The sequence below is a fragment of the Kitasatospora sp. NPDC059408 genome, from assembly GCF_042751525.1.
In the GTDB taxonomy this organism is placed as follows: Bacteria; Actinomycetota; Actinomycetes; order Streptomycetales; family Streptomycetaceae; genus Kitasatospora.
Genome location: NZ_JBHYWI010000071.1, coordinates 1 through 19,606, shown reverse-complemented (window position 1 = coordinate 19,606; position 19,606 = coordinate 1). Strand labels below are relative to the sequence as shown.

At 74.0% G+C, this 19,606-nt stretch carries 19 protein-coding genes; 12 read left to right on the top strand and 7 right to left on the bottom strand.

The window, feature by feature from the left end; genetic code table 11:
• Positions 1–286 precede the first annotated feature (286 nt).
• Entirely contained in the window at positions 287–1,093 is an 807-nt protein-coding gene (locus ACFXDE_RS33875) for an exodeoxyribonuclease III (RefSeq protein WP_380498335.1), read from the bottom strand.
• Positions 1,094–1,384: 291 nt separating this feature from the next.
• Between ACFXDE_RS33875 and ACFXDE_RS33870 the strand changes: the two genes are divergently transcribed.
• Positions 1,385–2,173, top strand: a complete 789-nt coding sequence (locus ACFXDE_RS33870; protein ID WP_380498334.1) for a GntR family transcriptional regulator — start codon at positions 1,385–1,387, stop codon at positions 2,171–2,173.
• A 202-nt stretch (positions 2,174–2,375) separates the two neighbouring features.
• Here ACFXDE_RS33870 and ACFXDE_RS33865 read toward each other — a convergent pair whose 3' ends face one another.
• From ACFXDE_RS33865 to ACFXDE_RS33855, 3 genes are all read right to left on the bottom strand, one after another.
• Positions 2,376–3,539, bottom strand: coding sequence for an ROK family protein (locus ACFXDE_RS33865; protein ID WP_380442312.1), 1,164 nt, complete (start codon positions 3,537–3,539; stop codon positions 2,376–2,378).
• Between the two features lie 294 nt (positions 3,540–3,833).
• Positions 3,834–4,124 carry a hypothetical protein gene (locus tag ACFXDE_RS33860; RefSeq protein ID WP_380498333.1) on the bottom strand — a complete coding sequence of 97 codons (291 nt, stop codon included), beginning with the start codon at positions 4,122–4,124 and terminating at the stop codon, positions 3,834–3,836.
• 23 nt (positions 4,125–4,147) lie between these two features.
• Positions 4,148–5,695, bottom strand: a complete 1,548-nt coding sequence (locus tag ACFXDE_RS33855) for a hypothetical protein (RefSeq protein ID WP_380498332.1) — start codon at positions 5,693–5,695, stop codon at positions 4,148–4,150.
• A 290-nt stretch (positions 5,696–5,985) separates the two neighbouring features.
• Here ACFXDE_RS33855 and paaK point away from each other — a divergent pair, with 290 nt between their 5' ends.
• Positions 5,986–7,353, top strand: coding sequence for a phenylacetate--CoA ligase PaaK (gene paaK / locus ACFXDE_RS33850; RefSeq protein ID WP_380498331.1), 1,368 nt, complete (start codon positions 5,986–5,988; stop codon positions 7,351–7,353).
• Positions 7,354–7,445: 92 nt separating this feature from the next.
• On the opposite strand, the gene ACFXDE_RS33845 is transcribed toward paaK, so the two are convergent.
• Both ACFXDE_RS33845 and ACFXDE_RS33840 read right to left on the bottom strand, forming a co-directional pair.
• Complete coding sequence (locus ACFXDE_RS33845; RefSeq protein ID WP_380498330.1) at positions 7,446–8,258, bottom strand: hypothetical protein; 813 nt, start codon at positions 8,256–8,258, stop codon at positions 7,446–7,448.
• A 1-nt stretch (position 8,259) separates the two neighbouring features.
• A complete protein-coding gene (locus ACFXDE_RS33840; RefSeq protein WP_380498329.1) occupies positions 8,260–9,000 on the bottom strand; it encodes a hypothetical protein in 741 nt (246 codons plus the stop codon).
• A gap of 136 nt (positions 9,001–9,136) precedes the next feature.
• Here ACFXDE_RS33840 and ACFXDE_RS33835 point away from each other — a divergent pair, with 136 nt between their 5' ends.
• The 9 genes from ACFXDE_RS33835 (at position 9,137) to ACFXDE_RS33795 (ending at position 17,328) form a co-directional block, all read left to right on the top strand.
• Positions 9,137–9,814, top strand: coding sequence for a response regulator transcription factor (locus tag ACFXDE_RS33835; RefSeq protein ID WP_359972186.1), 678 nt, complete (start codon positions 9,137–9,139; stop codon positions 9,812–9,814).
• Between the two features lies 1 nt (position 9,815).
• Positions 9,816–11,210, top strand: coding sequence for a sensor histidine kinase (locus ACFXDE_RS33830; RefSeq protein WP_380498328.1), 1,395 nt, complete (start codon positions 9,816–9,818; stop codon positions 11,208–11,210).
• 227 nt (positions 11,211–11,437) lie between these two features.
• Positions 11,438–12,562: a sugar ABC transporter substrate-binding protein gene (locus ACFXDE_RS33825; protein ID WP_380498327.1), complete on the top strand. Its 1,125-nt coding sequence runs from the start codon at positions 11,438–11,440 to the stop codon at positions 12,560–12,562.
• Between the two features lie 69 nt (positions 12,563–12,631).
• Positions 12,632–13,411: an ATP-binding cassette domain-containing protein gene (locus tag ACFXDE_RS33820; RefSeq protein ID WP_380498326.1), complete on the top strand. Its 780-nt coding sequence runs from the start codon at positions 12,632–12,634 to the stop codon at positions 13,409–13,411.
• 71 nt (positions 13,412–13,482) lie between these two features.
• Entirely contained in the window at positions 13,483–14,751 is a 1,269-nt protein-coding gene (locus ACFXDE_RS33815; protein ID WP_380498349.1) for a sugar ABC transporter permease, read from the top strand.
• Positions 14,752–14,781: 30 nt separating this feature from the next.
• Entirely contained in the window at positions 14,782–15,456 is a 675-nt protein-coding gene (locus ACFXDE_RS33810; protein ID WP_380498325.1) for a class I SAM-dependent methyltransferase, read from the top strand.
• Between the two features lie 69 nt (positions 15,457–15,525).
• Entirely contained in the window at positions 15,526–15,963 is a 438-nt protein-coding gene (locus ACFXDE_RS33805) for a GNAT family N-acetyltransferase (RefSeq protein ID WP_380442330.1), read from the top strand.
• A gap of 34 nt (positions 15,964–15,997) precedes the next feature.
• Positions 15,998–16,723: an SMI1/KNR4 family protein gene (locus ACFXDE_RS33800; protein ID WP_380498324.1), complete on the top strand. Its 726-nt coding sequence runs from the start codon at positions 15,998–16,000 to the stop codon at positions 16,721–16,723.
• Positions 16,720–17,328, top strand: a complete 609-nt coding sequence (locus tag ACFXDE_RS33795) for a ferredoxin (RefSeq protein ID WP_380498323.1) — start codon at positions 16,720–16,722, stop codon at positions 17,326–17,328. The genes ACFXDE_RS33800 and ACFXDE_RS33795 overlap by 4 nt, the downstream gene beginning before the upstream one ends.
• Positions 17,329–17,335: 7 nt before the next feature.
• On the opposite strand, the gene ACFXDE_RS33790 is transcribed toward ACFXDE_RS33795, so the two are convergent.
• Positions 17,336–18,784: an aminopeptidase P family protein gene (locus ACFXDE_RS33790; RefSeq protein ID WP_380498322.1), complete on the bottom strand. Its 1,449-nt coding sequence runs from the start codon at positions 18,782–18,784 to the stop codon at positions 17,336–17,338.
• Between the two features lie 87 nt (positions 18,785–18,871).
• On the opposite strand from ACFXDE_RS33790, the gene ACFXDE_RS33785 reads away from it, so the two are divergent.
• Complete coding sequence (locus ACFXDE_RS33785; RefSeq protein WP_380498321.1) at positions 18,872–19,468, top strand: helix-turn-helix domain-containing protein; 597 nt, start codon at positions 18,872–18,874, stop codon at positions 19,466–19,468.
• Positions 19,469–19,606: the final 138 nt, after the last annotated feature.

The window sequence follows — 19,606 nt, the reverse complement described above, 5'->3', positions numbered from 1 at the left end:
TGGCGTGAGGGTTGTCGGATTCGTGGCAGAGGCGAACCGCTTGGCCTGGGCGGTCGTCAGCCGGTTGCTGGTTGGCGATGTAGGGGAGGTGTCCGGCCTTGCTGATGCATGTCACCGGCTCTTCGCCCAATGCCGTATCCCATTCGGAGGGTGGGATGCGAATCGACTTGTAAAAACGACCCGGGCAAGATAGTAGGCCTGGTCCACCGGCGGGAGAAGGCTTGCGCCTAGGGCGCCGAAATCCGGTGTCGCCTCCAGATTTTACCCAAATGCTGCTGCTTGTAGGTCAGTTATCACCGAAGTCGAACTCGGCAGTGACGGGCGCGTGGTCGCTCCAGCGCTCGGCGTGGGAGGCGGCGCGCTCGACGTAGGCCTCGATAGCCCTGTTTGCCAAATTCTTAGTGCATACGATTAGGTCAATCCTCCAGCCCGAGTCGTTGTCGAAGGCGCGGCCGCGGTAGGACCACCAGGAGTAGGGGCCGGTGCGGTCGGGGTGGAGGGCGCGGACGACGTCGACGTAGCCGGCCTCGTCGTAGACGCGGGAGAGCCAGGCGCGCTCCTCGGGGAGGAAGCCGGCGGACTTCTGGTTGGCCTTCCAGTTCTTGAGGTCCTCGGGGCGGTGCGCGATGTTCCAGTCGCCGCAGACGACGACCTCGCGGCCGTCGGCGGCGGCGCGGGTGCGCAGGGCGGTGAGGTGGACGAGGAATTCCGCCATGAAGCGCTCCTTTTCGTCCTGGCGCTCGGTGCCGACCTCGCCGGAGGGGAGGTAGAGGCTCGCGACGGTGAGGCCCGGGAGGTCGATTTCCACGTACCTGCCCGAATTGTCGAATTCCTCCGATCCGAATCCGATCGCCGTCCGCTGCGGTTCCGCGCGGGACAGGACGGCGACGCCCGCCCGGCCCTTGGCGACGGACGGGGCCCAGACGGCGTGCCAGCCGTCCAGGTCCCGGAGCTCGACGGGCAGCTGGCCGGGCTCGGAGCGCACCTCCTGCAGACAGATGACGTCCGCCTCGGTGGCGGCCAGCCACTCGATGAAGCCCTTCTTGGCGGCGGCCCGGATTCCGTTCACGTTCACACTCGTCACCACGATCACCCGGGCAGCCTACCGAGTGGATGCGTACGGCCCGCGCCGTGACGCGCGTCCGGACGTGAATGACGTGAACGCGGCATGAAGTCCCGCGACGGTCGCACCAAGCCGTGCCATTGGTCTTGACCATCTCCGCGAGATGCCCCTAGGGTCGCTTACTGCAAGGACCTTTAATAAAGAAGGACGGATAAAGGCCCGCTCTCCCACCTGCCGCAACAGCGGACAGCGGGCCCGCGATCCGCCCCTCTTCTCAGCCCGCCACTCCGGCCGGGCGGACGCGACAGGGTGGAGGACACGGTGGGGACGACAGGGCAGCTCACGTCGGTACCGGAGCCGAAGTACTGGCACCTGCGCACGGTGCTGCTCCGCGCCATCGACTCGGAGTTCTCCACCGGCCAGGTGCTGCCCAACGAGCGCGAGCTTTCCGCCCGCTTCGGTGTCGCCCGCGCGACGCTGCGCCAGGCGCTCGACCAGCTGGAGCTGGAGGGCCGCCTGGTCCGCCGCCGCGGCATCGGCACCCTGATCGCCGCCCCGCGCGTCGGCGTGCCGGTCAACCGGCAGGAGGAGGGCTGGCCCGGTGCCGGGCGCAGCCAGTCCTGGCGCACGGTGGACTGCACCACCGCCCCGGCCTCCCCGCAGCTCGCGAAGCACCTGGGCATCGCCGAGGGCGCCACCGTGCACACCGTGCGCCGGGTCCGGCTGGTCGAGGGCCGGGCGGTGGCCACCGAGTCGCTGCACGTGCCCGCCTCCGCGCTGCCGCACCTGCCGGGCTTCCGCGCCGAGAGCGACCGCGCCCGTTCGGTGCTGCGCCAGCTGGAGCGCCTTGAGGTCGACGGCGAGTCCCGGGCGGTCGAGCTGGGCGTCGCCGAGGCCGACGAGGCCGTCCTGCTGGAGCGCCCGCCGGGTTCGCCGGTGCTGGTGATGACGACCCAGTACGCCTCGGCCGGCCGCCTGGTGGCGCTGGCCGTCGCGACCTACCGCGCCGACACCTGCAAGCTCACCTTCGGCGAGGCCGGTCTCGTCGAGGTCACCCCGGTCGCGGCCTCCGCCGCCGCCTCGTCTCCCGAGGTGCGCACCGCCTCCTGAACCGCCGCCTCCTGAACCGTCGGCTCCTGAACCGCCGCCTCCTGAACCGTCGGCTCCTGAACCGCCGCCTCCTGAACCGCCGCCTCCTGAACCGCCGCCTCCTGAACCACGGCGGCCCGCGAACCACATCGCACCACCCTCGGACCGAGGCCCGGACGCCCCACAGGCGTCCGGGCCTCGGTCGTTCGCCCACCCGGAGGTGTCAGACCCGGGGCGGGTCGACGGCGAAGAGCTGCTCCTCGACGTGGTCCAGGGCGACGCGCAGGGCGCCCATCGCGACGACCTCCGAGCCGAGCGCGGCCAGGGCCACTTCGGGCGCGCGGAGCGTGAACTCGGCGAGCCGCTCGCGCAGCGGCTCCAGGACGCCGTCGAGCCCGGCGGCCCACCCGCCGACCACGACCAGGCGCGGGTCGATCGCGAGGACGAGGGCGGCGACGGACTGCACGAGGCGGGTCAGGAAGCGGTCCATGGCGACCTTGGCCACCTCGTCGCCCTCGCGCGCGAGCCGCAGGACGCGGGCGACGGCCGCCTCGTCCAGCGGGTTGAGGGGCTTGCCGGTGGTGGACAGGAGCCGCTCGGGGGTGACCTCCTGGCCCAGCAGGTGCAGCGCGCCGATCTCGCCGGCGGCGCCGCCGTACCCGCGGTGCAGGCGGCCGTTGATGAGCGAGCCGGCCCCGGGGCTGAGGCCGGCCATGACGAAGACGACGTCGTCGGCGCCGACCGCCGCGCCCTGCCAGTGCTCGGCGATCGCGGCGAGGTTGGCGTCGTTCTCGATCAGCACGGGGCAGCGGAAGGAGCGGCGCAGCCGCACGCCGAGGTCGAGGCCGGTCCAGCCGGGCATGGCCGTGCCGAGCCGGATGGTGCCCTCGCGGTCGACGATGCCGGGGGTGCCGATGCCGACGGCCCACAGGTTGTCGCGCGAGATGCCGGCCTTGCGCAGCACCTCGGCGACGGCGGTGCGGACGGCGGCGAGCCGGTCCTCGGCCTCCAGGGTCTCGTCGACGGGCTTGAAGTGACTGCCCAGCACCTCGCCGGTGAGGTCGGCGAGGATGACGCGGACGTCGTGCACGCCGATCTCGATGCCGAGGATGTGCCCGGCCTCGGCGCGGAAGCGGAACCAGCGGGCGGGCCGGCCGCGGCGGCCGGTGCCCGGCTGGCCGTCTTCCTTGGGCTGGTCGACCTCGGCGACGAGCCCGGTGTCGACGAGTCCCTCGATGACGCCCTCGACGGTGGGCCGGGAGAGCCCGGTCTCGCCGACGAGCTGAGTGAGGGTCACGGCGTGGCCGGCCCGCAACGCCCGGAGCGTGACCGCCGCGTTGATCCGCCGCAGCAGTGAGGAGTCCCCGCCGGTGAGCCGATCCGCCAACACGATGCCCTTCGCCGTTCGCGCGACTGCCCTGGCGCGCGGAGTCGAGTCCGCGGGGACCGCCAACGCCCCGCGGGGTTCTGCCGCCCGGATCCGAGGCCGCCGACGGCGGGAGGAGCCGCCTGCATCACGGCCGGGAGGCCTGGGCCCGTCCCCGAACTCCCGCGTGCCGGGCGGTGACGAGCCCAGGCGGATGCTACCCGGGCCCGGGGCCGACGGGCGAGGATCCTCGCAGCTCATCCCCGCTTCGGTATCGAAATGGTACGCATCGGGTGGCGGTGCGTGACCCGGGCTTCACCGCTCGACCACGAAACGCTCACCGTGCTGCCGCCGGGGCGGGTGGGACCACGCGGCCCGGCCGCGGGCGCCGCCGAGCGAGCCGACGCTGCGCCAGGCGCCGATGGACAGGGCGGAGAGCGCGGAGCCGATCGAGCCGGCGGAGGCGAACGAGCCGATGGAGCCCACGGATCCGAACGACCCGATCGAGCCGATGGACAACACGGAGCCCACCGAGCCGATCGACAGGATCGACCCGACCGAGCCGATCGACGCGAGCGGGTCCGCGTGCCGGGAGGACCGGGTCATGTCCTCGATCCTAGTGCGGCGGCTCAGGGCACGCGGGCGACGAACAGGTGCTGGCCGAGCAGGCCCATCGGGTGCCCGTCCTCGGGCAGGGCGAGGACGGTCGCGCAGCCGGCCGCCGTCAGTGCCGCGCGCCACTCCTCGGCGGGAGCGGGCGCGGGCGTCGGTGCGGCGAGGGCGTCGGGTTCGGTGGTGACGAGGACGTCGAGCTGCTCGTCCGTCGCCGCGACGAGCAGTAGCCGGCCGCCGGGTGCCAGCAGGCGGACGAGCTCCGCGACGGTGGTGTCCGGGTCGCCGGCGCCGGCGGCGACGACGACGTCGAAGCGGCCGCCGTCGGGCAGCGGGTGGTGCTCGACGACCTGGCGGGGGCGGGCGGACAGGGCGCGGGCGATCGCGGTGTCGGTGCCGTCGCCGTCGCTGAGCTCCAGGACCCGCAGCGGCGCGGGCCCGTCGTGCGCCTCGGCCATGCCGCGGACGAGCGAGCCGAGCGCCGCGCCGAAGTACCCGCGGGCGGCGGTCCAGCGCAGCGGGGGGACGGCCGGGCGGGGCGGCTCCTGGCCGGTGATCCGGCGGGGCAGGCGCAGGGCGGCGCGCCGGACCCGGTCGAGGGCGGCGGCCTGGCCGAGCCCGTCGGCCCAGGCGTCGGCGGCCGGGCGCCAGGTCTCGCGGACCTCTGCGGCGGCGAGCGGCGGCGCGCCGACGTAGCGGTCGTCGTGCCGGGCTATCAGGCCGTGCCGGGCGAGGGCGTCGAGCCAGCGCACGACCTGGGGGCGGTAGACGGGGGTGACGACGACGGAGTCGAGGATCTCGGTCTCGGTGTGCCCGGTGGCGGGGTCGCTGAGGACGCCGTACTGCTGGAGGGTCAGCAGGAGCGAGCCGAGGACGGCGTGGTCGAGGTGCGCGCCGAAGTCGCGGACCTGCTCGGCGGTGATGCCGATGGCGTGCTTCCAGGCGGCGGTCGCGGCGGTGGCGGCGGCGGCGCGCAGCCGGTGCTCGGCGGCCTCGGCGTCGCTGTGCGGCTCGCGCAGGTGGGCGACGACGGCGCCGAGCGCGTCGACGGCGGCGTAGACGTCGTCCTGCCGGGGCTCGGGCCCGACGTGCAGGACGAGGCGCAGCGCGGACAGGTCGTGGGCGGCGAGGCCGGGCACGCGGGCGAGGCGCCAGAGCAGGTCGGAGGGCAGCGTGAGGTGGGTGGTGCCGGTGGTGGCGAGGGCGGCGAGCTGCTCCTCGGGGCGCTGGTCGGGGTCGGCGCAGTGGACGGTGCCGCCGGCCAGCAGGGTGGCGAGGGCGAGTTCGACGGCGAGGTCGGTCGCGGGGTGGAGCAGGGTGTGCCGGATGGGCTCCGGGCCGAGGACGCCCGCCCAGTGCCTCAGCCGCTGCTCGGCGGCGCGGGCGGTGCTCGCGGGCAGCGCGGAGTGTGCGGCGACCTCGGCGGCGACGGCTCCGGGCAGTCCGCCGGGCGGGGAGACGCCGAGCAGCAGGCCGATGCCGCTGATCGAGCGGCCGCCGGCGACGACGGCGGGTCGGTCGCCGAGTTCGCGCAGCGCGCTGACCAGGGCGGGGGACGTGGGCAAGGTGATCACTCCGGGTGGCAGGGGAAGCCGGACCACTGAACCATGCGGGGGAGCCGGTGGTAGCCGTATCCGGGTAAAAATTCGTAATGATTTTCATATCGGATCGTCAACTCGGCCCCGGAAATCTCGCCGTGAACGGGCCGGAACTGCGCAATCCGGATGGGCTCCGCGGAGTCGGCCCGATGTCTTGACACCCGCGGCGCGTCCTGGATTACTGGCCCTGGGGCCGCCCGGCCGAACGATCGGTCGGGGCGGCCGCGGGGGCCCGGCCGACCTGCGAAGGAGCGACGATGACCAGCAGCGCGCCCGAAGAAGCCGGGGCCCCGGAGGGAGCCGGGAGCGCCGTGCCGAGGCGCCTCGGCGAGCCCGTCCCGCCGGGGCTGCTGGACGCCGGCGAGCGGATGACGGTCGGCGAACTGCGCGCCCACCAGCTCGACCGCCTCCGGGCCACCCTGCGGCACGCGTACGACAACGTCGAGCTGTACCGCCGCAAGTTCGACGCCGCCGGGGTCGGGCCGGGGGACTGCCGCAGCCTGGCGGACCTCGCCCGCTTCCCGTTCACCACCAAGGCCGACCTGCGCGAGGGATACCCGTTCGGCCTGTTCGCCGTCCCGATGGACCGGGTCCGCCGGATCCACGCCTCCAGCGGCACCACCGGGCGCCCGACCGTGGTCGGCTACACCGAGAACGACCTGTCGATGTGGGCGGACGTCGTCGCCCGCTCGATCCGCGCGGCCGGCGGCCGGGCCGGCCACAAGGTGCACATCGCGTACGGCTACGGGCTGTTCACCGGCGGGCTCGGCGCCCACTACGGCGCCGAGCGGGCGGGCTGCACGGTGATCCCGGCGTCCGGCGGCATGACGGCGCGGCAGGTGCAGATCATCCAGGACTTCCGGCCCGAGATCATCATGGTCACCCCGTCCTACATGCTCACGCTGCTGGACGAGTTCGAGAAGCAGGGGATCGACCCGCGCGGCACGTCGCTGCGGATCGGGATCTTCGGGGCGGAGCCGTGGACGGAGGAGATGCGGCGCGAGATCGAGGAGCGGCTCGACCTGCACGCCGTCGACCTCTACGGGCTGTCCGAGGTGATCGGGCCCGGCATCGCGCAGGAGTGCGTGGAGACCAAGGACGGCCTGCACGTCTGGGAGGACCACTTCTACCCGGAGATCGTCGACCCGCTCACTGACGAGGTGCTGGCGGAGGGGGAGGGCGGCGAGCTGGTGTTCACCTCGCTCACCAAGGAGGCGCTGCCCGTCATCCGCTACCGCACCCGCGACCTGAGCCGGCTGCTGCCGGGCACCGCGCGGCCGGCGTTCCGGCGGATGGAGAAGGTCACCGGGCGCAGCGACGACATGATCATCCTGCGTGGGGTGAACGTCTTCCCGACCCAGATCGAGGAGATCCTGCTGCGCACCCCGGGCGTCGCGCCGCACTTCCAGCTGCGGCTGGGCCGGCAGGGGCGGCTGGACGTGATGGCGGTGCGCGTCGAGGCGCGGCCGGACGCGCCCGCGGACGTGCGGACGGCGGCGGAGGCGGCGATCGTCCGGGCGGTGAAGGACGGGGTGGGCGTGACGGTCACGGCCGAGGTGGTCGAGCCGTACACGCTGGAGCGCTCGGTCGGGAAGATCAAGCGGGTGATCGACGAGCGCGGGTGAGACCCGCGGCCACCGGGCAGGACGCGGCGGAGGCGGACGGCAGTCCGGGGGGTGTGCCGTACGCCTCCGCGGCGTCTACAGCAATGTAGACGTCAGGCGGCGGAGCGTCCAGCCCGCGCCCGGCGCGTCCTGGCCCGCGCCGCGCGGGCGGACAGGGCGAGGGCCAGCGCCATCGCGACGGCCAGCGCCACGCTCACCTGGCCGGTGCCCAGGTTCAGGCCGCCCCGCTCGTGGCTCACGCCCGCCCAGTCCGCGAACGAGGCGCCGAGCGGGCGGGTGAGCACGTACGCCCACCAGAAGCCCGCCACCGGGCCCACCCAGCGGGCCTTCGAGGCCAGCGCGGGGACGGTGATCAGCACGGCGAAGCCGATGCCGGCGACCAGGTAGCCGAGCTTCAGCGTCGCCGCCGTCAGGTCGCCCACGGCGGTGCCCAGGGCGAAGGTCAGCAGCACGGCCGCCCAGTAGAAGAGCTCCCGGCGCAGCCCGGTGACCCGGTCGATGGCCAGCGAGCCCTCCACCCGGTGCCACAGCACGAACAGCGCCGCCAGCGCCACCGCCAGCGAGCCCGCCGACAGCGCGTACGGCACGCCGAGCGCGACGTGCGCCACGTCGGCGACCATCGTGCCGAAGACGCTCACCATGACCACCACGGCCCAGTACACGCCGGGCACGCAGCGGCGCAGCCGCAGCTGGACCACGGTGGCCACCGCGAACAGCAGGCCGGCGCCGCCCACCGCGGGGACCGGCCCCGCGGTGCGGGCGAGGAAGTCGGACAGCACCTCGCCCAGGCCGGTGGTGAGGATCTTCACCAGCCAGAACCAGCCGTCCACCGGCGGGACCTTGTTCGCCCCGGCGGCCCGGCCGGTCCGTTCGTCCGGCCGGGTCAGCGTCGAGTGCTGGGCCACGTCAGCGTCCCGGGGCGGCGACGACGGTGTTGCCGGTCAGCTCGCCGCTCGCGCCGTCCACCGTCACCCGGTGCCGGACGCCGTCCTGGCCGATGACGACGACGGACCACGCGGCGGTGCCGCCCTGCGCGGTGACGCGCTGCAGCGACTCCGCGCGGCCGCCGGGGACGGCGCCCTGCGCCTTCTCCAGCGCGGCGGAGGCGGCGACCGACGGGAGCGGGGCGGGGGCGCCACCGGCGCGGCCGTCCTGGCCCTCGGCGTTCCGGCCCTCGCCGTCGTGACCCTCGCCGTTCCGGTCGTCGGAGCCCTGCTCGCCGCCGTGGTGGCGGTGGCCCTGGGCGCCGTGCTCGCCGTGGCCGCCCTTGCGGGCCTCGCCGCCGTGCTCGCCCTGGTCGCCCTGGCCGGCCTGGTCACCGGAGCCGTCCTCGGACCAGCTCATCGCCCGCTCGTGGTCCCGGCCGTGCCCGTCGTGCACGACGGTCAGCGCCACTCCGCCCGCGGCGCCGACCAGCGCGACCGCGGCCACCCCGGCGGCTATCCGGCGCTCCTGCCCGGCCGCCCAGGCGCGCACCCGCGCCACCCGGCGCCGCTTGGCCGGCAGCGGCGGAACCTCTTCGGCGCCGGCGTGCGGCCCCGGCTCGGGACCGAACTTCGAGCCCTCGGGGCCGAGCTCGGGGCCGGAGTCCGGGCCGGAGTCCGGGCCCTGCGGGAACGGGGTGCTGGACGACGGGGAGTCGGTCATCGGGCGCTCTCCTTGCGTGGCGTGCTCCGCGCGCCCGGAACCGCCCGGGCCGCGCGGGGCGATCATGGCGGACCGTTCCTGAACCTGCGCTTAAGCCCGCCGAAGATCGCCACGGACCACCTGGCACCCTGAACGGATGCACATTCTCGTCGTCGAGGACGAACACCGGATGGCCACCGCGCTGCGCCGCGGCCTGGAGGCGGACGGCCACACCGTCGACACCGCCCACAACGGGCCCGAAGGCCTCGCCCTCGCCGACCGCCACCCCTACGACGTGATCCTGCTCGACATCATGCTGCCCGGCCTCAACGGCTACCGGGTCTGCGCCCGCCTCCGCGCGAACGGCTGCCGCGCCGGGATCCTCATGCTCACCGCCAAGGACGGCGAGTGGGACGAGGCCGAGGCCCTCGACACCGGCGCCGACGACTACCTGTCCAAGCCGTTCTCCTTCGTCGTGCTGCTCGCCCGCCTGCGCGCCCTGCACCGGCGCATCGACCAGCAGCGGCCCCGCCTGCACACCCTCGGCGACCTCGTCGTCGACGCCAACGCCCGCACCTGCACCCGGGCCGGCACCCCCACCCACCTCACCGCGCGCGAGTTCGCCATCCTGGAGCACCTCGCCGCCCGCGCCGGGACGGTCGTCTCCAAGCGCGAGATCCTCGACCACGTCTGGGACGCCGACCACGACGCCGACCCCAGCGTCGTCGAGGTCCACATCCATGCGCTGCGCCGCAAGATCGACGCCCCCTTCGGCCGTGCCGCCCTGCAGACCATGCGCGGCGCCGGCTACCGCCTCGACCCGGCCGGCGGCTGAAGTGCCCTACCGCAAGCCGCAGTTCGTCCCGCGCTCCGCCCGCCGCCTCGTCCCGCGCACCGTCCGCGCCCGGGCCACCGCCGCGGCCGGCACGGTCCTCGGCGCGGCCCTCGCCCTCGCCAGCGCCGGACTGCTCGCCGTCCTGCACGCCGACCTCGTCGCCTCCGCCGCCTCGGCCACCCGCCAGCAGGCCGAGACCGTCGCCCAGCTCGCCGCGCAGGGCCGGCTCACCCCCGTCCTGCACACCGGCCACGGCACCGACTTCCTCCAGGTCGTCGACGCCCGCGGCACCGTCCTCGCCGCCAGCCCCAACCTGGCCGGACGCCCCGCGATCACCCCCGCCGGACGCACCGGCTCGCACACCACCGACGACGTCGACCCGCTCCTGGACCACCACCGCCAGCGCGTCACCGCCGTCACCGGCGACACCCCCGCCGGGCCCGTCACCGTCTACGCGGGCGCCTCGTTGCGCGCCGCCGACGAGGCCCTCGACATCACCCAGGCCGGGCTCGCCGTCGCCGGCCCGCTACTGCTGCTCACCGGCGTCGTCGTCACCTGGAAGGTCACCGGGAACGCGCTGCGCCCGGTCGAGGCGATCCGCGCCGAGGTCGACGCCATCACCGGGCAGGACCTGCACCGCCGGGTGCCCGAGCCCGGCACCGCCGACGAGATCGCCCGGCTCGCCGCCACCATGAACGCGATGCTCGACCGGCTGGAGGCCTCCGGACGGCGCCAGCGCCAGTTCATCGCCGACGCCTCGCACGAACTGCGCAGCCCGCTCGCCGTGCTGCGCACCCAGCTGGAGGTCGCCGACACCCACCCCGATCCGGCGGTGCGGGCCGAACTGGTGCACGGCGCGCTCCAGGACACCGACCGGCTGCAGAGCCTCGCCACCGACCTGCTGCTCCTCGCCCGCCTCGACGCCGGCGGCGCCGACGACCGGCCCCGCCGGCGCGTCGACCTCACCGCGCTGGTCGCCGACACCGTGCTCGGCCGCCCGCCCGGCCCGCACCGGCGCACCACCGACCTCGCCCCGGGCATCGCCGTGGACGGCATCCCGCTGTGGCTCGGACGACTGCTCACCAACCTGCTCGACAACGCCGAGCGGCACGCGGGCGGCGTCGTCCACGTGCGGCTGGGCGCGGACCGCGCCCGCGGCGTGGCCGTCCTGGACGTCGAGGACGACGGCCCGGGCATCCCGGCCGCCGACCGCGAGCGGGTCTTCGAGCGCTTCACCCGCCTCGACGACGCCCGCAGCCGCGACGAGGGCGGCAGCGGCCTCGGCCTGCCGATCGCCCGCGACATCGCCCGCCACCACGGCGGCACGCTGGCCGTCGCCCCGAGCGCCGCGGGCACCCGCCTGACCGCCGAGCTGCCGCTGACCGCGGAACAGTAGGGCGGGTCCTTCGGCGGGCCGGGGTCCGCGACGCTCCCTCAGCCCGGCGGCCGGCAGGCGCCCCCGTCCTCCGCCGTGCGATGCACGCACCCTGACGCCGCAGCCCTCCGGCCTGACCCGAAAGCCACACCCCGGGCACCCGTTCGGCGCACCTGCGGTCGTGGGCACGGCCCGGGCTTCCCAGACTCGGAGGACAGGGGGTGGACTCAAACCGGAGAGGCAACCCCATGAGCATCAGGCTTCGCCGCGTCCTCGCGGTGACCGCAGTGGTATCCCTCGGCCTCGGCGCCGCGTCCTGCGGCAGCGCCAAGCAGTCGTCGTCCGGCGGCGGTTCCTCCGGCGGTGCCAGTGCGAGCGGCACCGCCGCGGTCGGAGCGGTGCGGATCGGCCTGCTTCTGCCGGAGACCAAGACCACCCGCTACGAGCAGTTCGACCGCCCGCTGATCGAGGCGAAGATCAAGCAGCTGGCGCCGCAGGCGCAGATCGACTACTACAACGCCAACCAGGACGCGACGCTCCAGCAGACCCAGGTGGACACCGCCCTCACCAAGGGCGACAAGGTGCTGATCCTGGACGCGGTCGACTCCAAGTCGATCCAGTCCTCCGTGCAGAAGGCCCACGACGCCGGCGTCAAGGTGCTCGCGTACGACCGCCTCGCCCAGGGGCCCGCCGACGCGTACGTGTCGTTCGACAACCGCAAGGTCGGCGAGCTGCAGGGCCAGGCGCTGGTCGCCGCGGTGGGCGACAAGGCGGGCGCGGGCGAGATCTTCATGATCAACGGCTCGCCGACCGACCCCAACGCGGCCGACTTCAAGGCCGGCGCGCACAGCGCGATCGACGGCAAGCTGAAGATCGGCAAGGAGTACGACACCCCGCAGTGGGACGCGAACGTGGCCAACCAGGAGGCCGCGGCCGCGATCACCGCGATCGGCGCCAAGAACGTGGTCGGCGCCTACTCGGCCAACGACGGCATGGCCGCCGGTGTCTCGACCGCGCTGAAGGCGGCCGACCTCAGCGTCCCGCTCACCGGGCAGGACGCCCAGCTCGACGGCATCCAGCGGATCGTGGCGGGCACCCAGACCATGACGGTCTACAAGCCGCTCAAGCCCGAGACCGACGCGGCCGGCCAGATCGCGGTCGCGCTCGCCGCGGGCACGGCCCTGGACTCCACGCTCGTCCCGACCACGGTGACCAACGGCAGCGGCAACAAGGTGCCCGCCGACCTGCTCACGCCGATCGTCGTCACCAAGGACAAGATCAAGGACACCGTGGTCGCCGACGGCTTCTACACCGTCGCCCAGATCTGCACGCCGGACTACGCCGCCGCCTGCAAGTCCGCCGGCCTCCAGTAGTCCTCCGCCCGAGCACACGAATACGCCCCGCCCCCTCACCTCGGGGGCGGGGCAAGGGAGTTGGTCACTGTGGCAGGTGAGACCGTACTGGCCCTGCGCGGGGTCTCCAAGCGGTTCGGCGCCGTCCAGGCGCTCACCGACATCGAACTGGAGGTGCACGCCGGGGAGGTGCTCGCGCTGGTCGGCGACAACGGCGCCGGCAAGTCCACCCTGGTCAAGTCGATCGCCGGGGTCCACCAGCCGGACGAGGGCTCGATCGAGTGGCAGGGCCGGCCGGTGAGCATCCACCGCCCGCAGGACGCCCAGCAGCTGGGCATCGCCACGGTCTACCAGGACCTCGCGCTGTGCGACAACCTCGACGTGGTCGGCAACCTCTTCCTCGGCCGCGAGATCCGGCGCTTCTCCATCCTCGACGAGGTCGCGATGGAGAAGCGCTCCCGCACGCTGCTCGACACCCTCTCCATCCGCATCCCGAGCGTGCGGATCCCGGTCGCCTCCCTCTCGGGCGGCCAGCGCCAGGTCGTCGCGATCGCCCGCGCGCTGATCGGCTCGCCCAAGGTCGTCATGCTCGACGAACCGACCGCCGCCCTCGGCGTCGAGCAGACCGCGCAGGTCCTCGACCTCGTCGAGCGGCTGCGCGACCAGGGCCTCGGCGTCATCCTCATCAGCCACAACATGGCGGACGTGATGGCCGTCGCGGACACCGTCGCGGTGCTGCGCCTGGGCCGCAACAACGGCGTCTTCGACAAGCACTACACCAACCAGGAACAGATCATCTCGGCCATCACCGGCGCCACGGACAACGCCGTGACCCGCCGGCGGGCCCGCGGCGAGGAGGGTTCCCAGTGAGCGAGAACATTCCCGGGAGCCCGCAGGGCGGCGAGCCCGAACGCCGCCACGCCCCGCTGCCCGAGGACAGCATGCCCACGGGCGGCGTCAACGCGCCCGTCCCGGTGGCCCCCGAGGCGATCCCGGCGGTGGACCCGCGGCTGATCGTGCGCCAGGAGGGCATCAAGGGCTACCTCGGCGAGTTCCGCCGCCGCATGAGCAGCGGTGAACTCGGCTCGCTGCCCGTGGTGCTGGCGCTGATCGTGATCTGGGCGGTGTTCGGCAGCCTCAACAGCAGCTTCCTGTCCGCCCAGAACCTGTCCAACCTGTCCCAGCAGATCGTCGGCACCGGCATGATCGCCATCGGCGTCGTGTTCGTCCTGCTGCTCGGCGAGATCGACCTGTCGGTCGGCTCGGTCAGCGGCCTGTGCGCGGCGATCTTCGCCGTCCTGAACGTCAACCACGGCGTCAACCAGTGGGTCGCGCTGATCACCGCGATCGCCGGCGGCGCGGCGGTCGGCGCGATCCAGGGCATCTTCTTCGCCAAGGTGGGCGTCCCGGCCTTCGTCGTCACCCTCGCCGGTAACCTCGGCTGGAACGGCCTGATGCTCCAGGTGCTCGGCGCCACCGGCACCGTCAACCTGTCGGGCAAGGACATCGTCTCCCGGCTCTACAGCACCATCTACGGCCAGCAGGTCGTCGCCTACGGCGCCGCGCTGGCCGGCGTGGTGCTCTTCCTGGGCGCCTCACTGGTCGACTCCCGCCGGCGCTCGGCCGCGGGCGTACCGTCCCGCCCGGTCACCGACATCGTGCTGCGCACCATCCTGCTGGCGATCGTCGCCTTCCTCGCCGCCTACACGCTCAACCAGTACAAGGGACTGCCGCTCGCGCTGCTGATCTTCCTGATCTTCATCGTGGTGCTGGACTTCGTGCTGCGCCGCACCTCCTACGGCCGCCAGGTGTTCGCGCTCGGCGGCAACATCGAGGGCGCCCGGCGGGCCGGCATCAACGTGACCTGGATCCGGATCAGCGTCTTCACCGTCTGCTCCACCATGGCGGCCGTCGGCGGCCTCTTCCTGGCCGCGCAGATCCAGTCGGCCAGCCAGACCTCCGGCGGCGGCAACCTGCTGATGAACGCGATCGCGGCGGCCGTCATCGGCGGCACCAGTCTCTTCGGCGGCCGCGGCAAGACCTGGTCGGCGCTGCTGGGCGCGCTGGTGATCGCCTCGATCCAGTCCGGGATGAACATCGAGGGCCTCAGCAACGCGATCCAGTTCATGATCACCGGTGCGGTCCTGCTCGCCGCCGTCGTGGTCGACTCGCTCGCGCGGCGTACCCAGAAGGCCGCCGGGCGGGCATGACGGGTCCCTCGTGGGCCCTATGCTGCGGACATGCCGAGTGAGCTGCGCCTCCACCAAGCAAACACCGACCTCGCGTTCATCCTCCGCGAGACCGAGCTGACGCCCGTCCCGTTCGTCCCCGAGATCCGCCTGCACATGGCGGACGACGCGATCGCGCTCTGGGAGACCACCGAGGAGGCGCGCGGCAAGGCCGGGCTGCCGCCGCCGTTCTGGGCGTTCGCGTGGGCGGGCGGCGTCGCCGTCACCCGGTACGTGCTCGACCACCCCGAGCTCGTCGCCGGACGCGGCGTGCTCGACGTCGCCGCCGGGTCGGGCGTGGTGGGCGTCGCCGCCGCGCTGAGCGGGGCCGCGTCGGTGCGGGCCGCCGAGATCGACGCCTACGCGGTCGCCGCGATCGGGCTCAACGCCGAGGCCAACGGCGTCCGGGTGGAGGGCGCCCTGGTGGACCTGGTCGACGGCGACGGCGCCCCGGCGGACGTCGTCCTCGCCGGGGACGTCTTCTACGAACGGGCCATGGCCGCCCGGTTCCTCCCCTTCCTCGAACGGGCCGCCGCGCGCGGCGCCACCGTCATCGTCGGCGACCCGGGCCGCGCCTACCTGCCCCGCGAGCGGTTCACCGCGCTCGCCGCGTACGAGGTGCCGGTCGTCGCCGACCTGGAGGACACGTCGGTCAAGACGACGACGGTGTGGCGGCTCGACCGGTAGCGGGCACGGGCACGCTCACCTGGTGGAATTCCCCGTGGCGGGGCGATCGGTCCTGCTAGACACGGGCGCATGACCGACGACATCGCCCTGCGCACCGCCACCCCCGCCGAGATACCCGCGCTGCTCGCGCTCTGGGCCGCCGCCGCCAAGGGCACCAGCATCTCGGACGACGAGGCCGGCGTGGCCGCCCTGCTCGCGCGCGACCCGCACTGCCTCGTCGTCGCCACCCCGGCCGACGACCCGGGCACCCTGCTCGGCACCGTCATCGCCGGCTGGGACGGCTGGCGCGCCCACCTGTACCGCCTCGCCGTCGACCCCGCCCACCGCCGCCGGGGCATCGGCGCCGCCCTGCTGACCGCCGCCGAGGAGCGCCTGGCCGCGCTCGGCGCCCGCCGGATCGACGCGATGGTCCTGGACGAGAACGAGCTCGGCCACCGCACCTGGAAGGCCGCCGGCTACACCCCCGAACCGCAGTGGAGCCGCTGGGTCAAGCCCCTGGCCGGCTGACGCCGCCGTTCGGCGGCTCGGTTAGGGTGCGCTCATGGACGACACGGCCCGCTGGGACTGGGACGGGATCCGCGAGCGCACCCTCGCGCTGCGCGCGCGGCGCGGCCGGGCGCCGCTGGCGGCCCCACTGAGCGAGGAACAGGTGGCGGAGGCCGAGCGGCAGTTCGGCATCACGTTCCCGGCGGACTACCGCGCGTTCCTGACGACCGTCAGCGCCGGGACGGACTGGCCGCGACAGCTGTGCCGGGGCGAGACCGGGTGGTACTGGGCGGGGGACCGGCAGACCAGGCCCGCCCTCCTGGCCGAGCCGTTCCCGGACCACGACACCGCGCTGGCGGCCTCCGACGACTTCTGGGACAACCCGCTGCGCGAGGAGGACTTCGAGGATCCGGCCGCGTTCCGGGCCGCACTCGCGGCGTGGAACGACGAGGCCGAGGCGATCGAGGACGCCCGCACCGCCGGGGCCGTCTGCCTGACCGAGAACGGCTGCGGCTTCGCGACCTGGCTCGTCGTCACCGGCCCGGACCGCGGCACCATGTGGTTCGACGGCCGCGCCACCTGCGACCGGCTCAACCCGCTGCTCACGGACGAGGGCCGGCCGGCGACCTTCGGCGAGTGGTACCTCGACTACCTGGAGCACGAGGAGCCGTACGCCACGGACGAGGAACGCAGCGCCGCCCACAGCCGTTGGCACCGGGGCGAGGACACCCCGATCTGGTTCCGCTGGTTCGACGACTGGCGGGAGCAGGTGCGCCGATGAACTGGCGGGCGTTCGAGCGGGAGCTCGCGGAGGCCAAGCGGCGCTTCGACACGGACCTGCTGCGCTTCCCGGTGGACGGGCCCTGGGACGAGGTCGCCTACTGGGACCCGGTACCGGCGGTGCGGGTGTTCGGCGGACTCGGGGACGGCCGTTGGGAGGACCGGAGCCGGCTGGCCGTGCCCGGACCGGTCTACGCGGGCGAGACGGACACCGGGCTGAACGGGCCGTACTACCTGCCCGCGGCCGTCCTCTCCGGCGAGGACGGCTGCGAGTTCGTCCACCGGCAGCCCGTGAACCTGCGCGAGGTGGCCGCCCTGGCGGAGGTCGCCGCCTGCGAGCCGCAGGGCGGCTACGCGAGCGACGGCGACCACCACTGGACGCCGGAGTCCGTCCGCGCCTGGTGGCGCGAGCGCGGCGCCGTCCGGGAGTGGATCGCCGCCGAACTCGCGCTGGGGGACGCCGGGCAGAACGAGGAGGCGGCGCTGCGCGCGTACGCCGAACACCTGGACGGCGGCGGCGGGCTGGAGGCGTACCTGCGCGGGTACGTGTACTGGCTGGCCGAGGGGCGGGAGCCGCTCCTCGGCCGGCCGTTGCCGGTGCTCTGAGGGCGGGTCAGGCGCGCAGCGCGGCGAGCCACGCCTCGACGGCGGCGGCCTCGCGGGGGAGGCCGGCGGAGAGGTTCTCGTTGCCGTCCTCGGTGACGAGGATGTCGTCCTCGATGCGCACGCCGATGCCGCGGTACTCGGCGGGGACGGTCAGGTCGTCCTCCTGGAAGTAGATGCCGGGCTCGACGGTGAGCACCATGCCCGGCTTCAGCGGGCCGTCGACGTGGTCCTCGGTGCGGGAGTGGGCGCAGTCGTGGACGTCGATGCCGAGCATGTGGCCGGTGCCGGCCAGGGTGAAGCGGCGGTGCAGGCCGAGCTCGTAGACCTTGTCGGCGGTGAGGTCGCCGAACAGGCCCCAGGAGGTGAGGTGTTCGGCGAGCACCCGCTGGGCGGCGTGGTGGAAGTCGCGGAACACGCCGCCGGGCCGCACCGCGGCGATGCCGGCCTCCTGCGCCGCGTACACGGCGTCGTAGACCTTGCGCTGGAGCGCGTCGAAGCGGCCGTTGACGGGGAGGGTGCGGGTGATGTCGGCGGTGTAGAGCTCGTTGGTCTCCACGCCCGCGTCGAGGAGCAGGAGTTGGCCCGGCTTCGCGCGGCCGTCGTTGCGCACCCAGTGCATGGTGGTGGCGTGCGGGCCGGCGGCGGCGATCGTGCCGTAGCCGACGTCGTTGCCCTCGACCCGGGCGCGGACGAAGAAGGTGCCCTCGATCAGGCGCTCGGCGGTCTCGGTGTCGCTGCCGAGCACCCGGACGACGTCCTCGAAGCCGCGGGCGGTGGCCGCGCACGCGAAGCGCAGCTCGGCGATCTCGAACTCGTCCTTCACCAGGCGCAGTCCGGACAGGAAGACCCGGAACTCCTCGTCGCGCTCGGCGGTGGCACCATGGCGCAGCGCCTCCTCCACCCCGGCGTCGTGGCCGCGCAGGACGCGGACCGGGCCGGTGACGGCGCGCAGGTCGGCCCGGACGGCGCGGACGTCGCGGCAGGGCAGGCCCAGCAGGCGCTCGTTCTCGCTGAGGCTGTTGCGGCGGCCGTCCCACAGCTCGCCGTGGTTGTCGAGCCAGAACTCGCCGTTGCCGCGGTCGGAGCGGTCGCGGACGTAGAGCGTGGCGTCGCCGGCGGGGGAGAGGACGAGCACGCCGTCCTGGGACTGGTCGCCGGTGAGGTAGACGTAGTCGGAGGACGGACGGAACGGGTAGTCCGTGTCGTTGGCGCGGACCTTGGGGTTGCCGGCCGGGACGACCAGCGTCTCGCCGGGGAAGGCGGCGGCCAGTTCGGCGCGGCGGCGGGCGGTGTGCGCGGCCTGCGCGATCGGCGCGAGGTCGCCGCGCTCGGTGTCGGCCCAGCCGTGGCGCATGTTCTCGGCGAGTTCGTCGGTGACGCCGCGGGTCAGGCCGTTCTTGCGGTACTTGATGGTGTCGGCCGGCCGGGACTCGGTGGGCTGGGCGGGCTCGGTCATGTGCCGTCTCCAGGGCTGGGGAGGGATGCGGGTGCGGGCGCGTCCCGTACGGTATACCGAACGAAGTGCGGAGAGAAGGGGATTCGAGTGGCCGACTCCGAGGGATCCGTCCGGGGCGTGCTCGCCGCCAACCTGAAGCGCGTGCGGGCCGCGCGCGGCCTGTCCCTGTCCGAACTGTCGCGGCGGGCCGGGATCGGCAAGGCGACGCTCTCCCAGCTGGAGTCCGGCACCGGCAACCCGACCCTGGAGACGGTGTTCGGCCTGGCCCGGGTGCTGGGCGTGCCGATCTCCGACCTCGTCGAGGGCGCGCCGGGCGGCGGCGTCACGGTGGTCCGCGCGGCCGACGTGGAGCCGCTCAGCGGGGCCGGCGTCGATCTGCGGCCGCTGCGCCGGATCGAGGCCGGGGACTCGGTGTTCGAGGTGTACGACCAGCGGGTCAGGCCGGGCGGCACGCAGGACTCGGCCGGGCACGCGGGCACCGAGCACACCGTCGTCCAGACCGGACGGCTCGGGGTGAGGGTCGACGGGTGCGAGGTCGAGCTGGGGCCGGGGGACTACGTCGGCTTCGACGCCTCGCTGCCGCACGCGTACACCGCGCTGGACGGGGAGGCGGTGCGCTCGGTGCTGCTCCTGCACTTCCGGGCGGACCAGCGGCTGCACGTGGCGGAGGCGCTGGAGCACTGATCCGAGCAGCTCGTTCGGTGAAGCGAACGAGCTGCTCGGACGTGGGCCAGGAAGCGCAACGGGCCGGGAGCGGGCGGCGGCCGGGCGCCCCGCGGTCGCGCCCGGCCCCGGCTCAGGGGGGGGGGGGTATAAACAAAA

Excerpts from the sequence above, each read along its gene's own strand:
- ACFXDE_RS33860 (WP_380498333.1), bottom strand. The coding sequence starts at position 4,124 with ATGACCCGGTCCTCCCGGCACGCGGACCCGCTCGCGTCGATCGGCTCG.
- paaK (WP_380498331.1), top strand. The coding sequence starts at position 5,986 with ATGACCAGCAGCGCGCCCGAAGAAGCCGGGGCCCCGGAGGGAGCCGGG.
- ACFXDE_RS33840 (WP_380498329.1), bottom strand. The coding sequence starts at position 9,000 with ATGACCGACTCCCCGTCGTCCAGCACCCCGTTCCCGCAGGGCCCGGAC.
- ACFXDE_RS33835 (WP_359972186.1), top strand. The coding sequence starts at position 9,137 with ATGCACATTCTCGTCGTCGAGGACGAACACCGGATGGCCACCGCGCTG.
- ACFXDE_RS33825 (WP_380498327.1), top strand. The coding sequence starts at position 11,438 with ATGAGCATCAGGCTTCGCCGCGTCCTCGCGGTGACCGCAGTGGTATCC.
- ACFXDE_RS33815 (WP_380498349.1), top strand. The coding sequence starts at position 13,483 with ATGCCCACGGGCGGCGTCAACGCGCCCGTCCCGGTGGCCCCCGAGGCG.
- ACFXDE_RS33810 (WP_380498325.1), top strand. The coding sequence starts at position 14,782 with ATGCCGAGTGAGCTGCGCCTCCACCAAGCAAACACCGACCTCGCGTTC.
- ACFXDE_RS33805 (WP_380442330.1), top strand. The coding sequence starts at position 15,526 with ATGACCGACGACATCGCCCTGCGCACCGCCACCCCCGCCGAGATACCC.
- ACFXDE_RS33800 (WP_380498324.1), top strand. The coding sequence starts at position 15,998 with ATGGACGACACGGCCCGCTGGGACTGGGACGGGATCCGCGAGCGCACC.
- ACFXDE_RS33795 (WP_380498323.1), top strand. The coding sequence starts at position 16,720 with ATGAACTGGCGGGCGTTCGAGCGGGAGCTCGCGGAGGCCAAGCGGCGC.
- ACFXDE_RS33790 (WP_380498322.1), bottom strand. The coding sequence starts at position 18,784 with ATGACCGAGCCCGCCCAGCCCACCGAGTCCCGGCCGGCCGACACCATC.